Below are 2270 nucleotides of genomic sequence, written 5' to 3' on the forward strand. Positions count from 1 at the left end.
AGTGCCTTGCCGGATGCGTTCTTATTGCTTGGTTGCGTGCAGGCGCTTGGTGCGGGCGTCCGTGGGGGCCGTTCAGATGTTGACGTTGAGCGGGGTGACGTCGTCCAGCGGGTGTGAAACGACGCTGTCGTCGGCATCGGCGATGCCAACGCCGCGCACGGTCTCACCCTCTTGAAGGATGCCGCGGTCCAGTCCGAGCACGACGAGGGGTCGACCGTCGAAGAGGATGTCGATGTAGGCCGACTCGGCCTCCACCCAGCGATCCTTTCCGTCTGTCCCGACGAGCACCCGGAGGTTCTCGGCTGCTGCGTCCGGTTCCCAGCCGGGCACGATGACCACGTGGCCGCCCATGACGGGGGCGGCCAGGGCGTGTCCGTCGGTCAGGTCCTCGACGGGGATGAGCGTGGACTTGTCTCCGCGACGTAGCTCCAGCGCCGTGGGCTGCGCGGTGATCAGGAGCTGGGCGGTGCCGACGTCGAGCGTGCGGTAGGTCTCCTGCACGAAGCTCATCAGGTCGCGCTCTTCACCCTCGAACTGGTAGCGGATGACCGGTGGTCCGGTGACCAGCGTCGGGTCGGCGGCCAGGACGGCCGTCTGCGTCCCCAGCTGGGCCTGCGCGAGGACCGTGGTCTGCGACGTCACGGTCGGCGTCGAAGCCCCTTCAGGCAGCACGCCGACGCTGGTGGCAGTGACGTCCTGGCCGATCCACCCGCTCAAGCCGGCACCGGAGACCAACCGCTCGACGTGGACCGAGCCGGTGGGGTGCCGCAGGTCGGTCATGCCCCACGCCTGCCTCGCCTCGTCCAGCATGACCAGGGCGCTGACGTTACCCGCGACCAGGACGGTGCTGTCCAGCGGTGCGCCGCTGGCAGCGTGGGCGGCATCGTCGGTGAACCAGTAGAGCTCCTCCAGCTCACCGCTGCCCCCCGGGACGATCTCGGCTGCCCTGTACTGCAGCTGGGCTCCGTCGATCTCCACGGTCCCGCCCTGGCCGGCGTAGACGCCCGGCGCCCACAGCGGGGCCTCACCGCGGCTGCCAGGAGGTGACTGCCACACCGCCACGCTCAGACCCTCGACGGTGAACACCATCACCTCACCAGGGCCGTCCTGCGCGGCGACCGGGTCCAGGCGCGTCCCGTCCCGTGTCAGGACCAGCTCCGGGAATGCGTCTCCCTCGCCGCTGCGCAGCTGCCCGGTCCAGGCAGTACGGTCTGCCTCGTGCACCGGGTTGGGCGCGTTGTCGAACAGCTCGACGTCCACACCCTCCTGCCAGCTGACCGTCGCCGCCGGCACCGGGTCGCCCGTCAGGTGGGTCGGCGCGAACGGGTTGAGCGGTCCGCCGAGCCAGAGCGCCCCGACGAGCGCCAAGGCGCCCATCCCGGTAGCGGCAGACGCCTGGCGATGGCGGACTTTGCGGCGACCGGCGGCGATGACCGCGCCAGGGTCGACAGACATGGCTGGTGCGAGCTCGTCGGCCCGGTCCAGCAGGTCGAGGGCTAAGTTGTCGAGGTACTCAGACATGGTTGCGTTCTCCTTCGGTCAGGGCGGCGCGCAGGGCGGCCAGCCCGCGGGAGGTGGAGCTCTTGACCGTGCCGGTGGAGACACCGAGCGTGGTGGCGGCGTCCTTCTCCGACAGGTCGAGGTAGTGCCGCAGGACCACGCACTCACGCTCGCGTCGCGGCAATGCCTGCAGGACACGGACGAGGTCGAGTGCCAGATCGACGCGGTCCCCGTGGCCCGGCGATTGGTCGGCCTCGGGCACCGTGTCGGTCAAGACCTCCTGGCGGCGCTTGCGCCACCGATCGGTGTGCAGGTTGACCAGGACGCGTCGGGCGTAGGCCACCGGGTTGTCCGCCCGCGCCCGCCGCCAGTGCGTGTAGACCCGCGCCAGCGACTCCTGCACCAGCTCCTCGGCGACATGTGGGTCACCGCTGAGCATCCACGCCGAGGTCAGCAGACGCGGGGACACCACACGGACAAAGTCCGCGAACTCTTCCTCCACGTCTCTCTTCATCTCACCTCATCGTGTCCCTCTACGTCGCCCCCGGCGGGCGCCTATCCACTCAACGGCCCAGCACACCCAAAGGTTGAGTCCCTCACAGCACACCTCGGCATGTTTCACTCAAGAGCGCAGGCACAGTCCCCACCGCGACCGAGCCCGAGGTCACCCCCCCCCCAACAGGCCGACCTAGGCAGGCTGCCCCGGTCAGGTACGCACAAGCTTGGCGCGGCAGCGATACTGCGCTCCGGTGAACATCCTGTACTGCCGC

General features: G+C 69.5%; 2 protein-coding genes. Both read right to left on the reverse strand.

The genetic code is table 11. The annotated features are described in order from the left end of the window. Positions 1-72 precede the first annotated feature (72 nt). Positions 73-1521 carry a hypothetical protein gene (locus Q0795_RS17055; RefSeq protein ID WP_298891744.1) on the reverse strand — a complete coding sequence of 483 codons (1449 nt, stop codon included), beginning with the start codon at positions 1519-1521 and terminating at the stop codon, positions 73-75. Then, positions 1514-2014 carry a SigE family RNA polymerase sigma factor gene (locus Q0795_RS17060; protein ID WP_097188863.1) on the reverse strand — a complete coding sequence of 167 codons (501 nt, stop codon included), beginning with the start codon at positions 2012-2014 and terminating at the stop codon, positions 1514-1516. The genes Q0795_RS17055 and Q0795_RS17060 overlap by 8 nt, the downstream gene beginning before the upstream one ends. Between the last annotated feature and the right edge of the window lie 256 nt (positions 2015-2270).

This window comes from uncultured Serinicoccus sp. (assembly GCF_947487915.1).
In the GTDB taxonomy this organism is placed as follows: Bacteria; Actinomycetota; Actinomycetes; order Actinomycetales; family Dermatophilaceae; genus Ornithinicoccus.

Excerpts from the sequence above, each read along its gene's own strand:
- Q0795_RS17055 (WP_298891744.1), bottom strand. The coding sequence starts at position 1,521 with ATGTCTGAGTACCTCGACAACTTAGCCCTCGACCTGCTGGACCGGGCC.
- Q0795_RS17060 (WP_097188863.1), bottom strand. The coding sequence starts at position 2,014 with ATGAAGAGAGACGTGGAGGAAGAGTTCGCGGACTTTGTCCGTGTGGTG.